This window comes from Paenibacillus sp. P4_A7 (assembly GCF_056402455.1).
This window is the reverse complement of record NZ_JBFUHJ010000838.1, coordinates 1-950: the sequence shown is the minus strand read 5'-3', so window position 1 is coordinate 950 and position 950 is coordinate 1. Positions and strand designations below refer to the sequence as shown.

At 43.1% G+C, this 950-nt stretch carries 2 protein-coding genes; both read right to left on the bottom strand.

The window, feature by feature from the left end; all coding sequences use genetic code 11:
* Window positions 1–227, bottom strand: a 227-nt coding sequence (locus tag AC1DWN_RS34370; protein WP_477563287.1) for a nucleoside-triphosphatase, incomplete at its 3' end; no start/stop codon positions are given.
* A gap of 96 nt (window positions 228–323) precedes the next feature.
* Window positions 324–950: VOC family protein (locus AC1DWN_RS34365; RefSeq protein WP_477563286.1), on the bottom strand; the 627-nt coding region annotated here is incomplete at its 5' end.

Sequence of the window (950 nt, the reverse complement as noted above, 5' to 3'; positions counted from 1 at the left end):
CCATACCTACCGACTCTAATAGAGCTGTTACTGACCACATTTGCGATTTCTTGACTATCACCTGCAAGCGTGACACATTTAAATCCGATGCGACCATTGGTATCACGTATTTCCTCCGTATAAAAACCAGCGCAAATATCAGAACCGATTTTACTTATTATCTTTTTTATCTGAGTCGTTTTGCCCATTCCTGGTTTTCCCGTAAGTAAAAACATTTTAACTCTCATAAGAAATCTCCCCTATAACTTAATAAACCCAAGGAACAGCTGCCGGGGCAAACTGCTCCTTGGTTCGTTCTACTAATGCTGAACTTATAAGAGTTATTAATATCTATGAACAAATGATTGGAATGCGCCATACCAGCCTTCCCGTATCAGAATTTGAAACGACCGATCCGGATTTTGCTCACAAAATTGATCCAAGGCTTCCAGCAGCTGTTTTACTCCTTCAGGATCCATTTCGTGGATTTTGTTGTAGTCCATCACTTGTACAGTAGTTGCAGCCTCCCGAAGATGATGCCCTTGAAGTGACTCGAAATAATCATCGATCAAACGCTCCCCGGTATAATCGCAAAAGAGGAATCGTTCTTTCCAGTCAGGGCTGTTTGCGGCTTCTCCCCTCCAGTGCACCATCGTCTGCCGCTCCCAAATATCCCACTTGTTCCCGTCTGGGTCTAACAATTGGATCTGGCGGCCACATCCTCCTCTATCATTAATTTGATGTGATACATTTAAACCTTGATCGATCATTTGTCTATGCAGTTTGGAAAGTTCATTCACTTCAAACATAGCGAATGCCATATACCGTATACTATCCGTTGCCGCGGTTTCGTGATTATATGTTTTGCGTTCCAGCGATCGAATAAAGTAGATTTCCTCTCCTGCCTCCGTTGCAGGTTGACCCGCCTCATTTACTGGACCACCCAATGTTTCCTTATACCACTTATATGA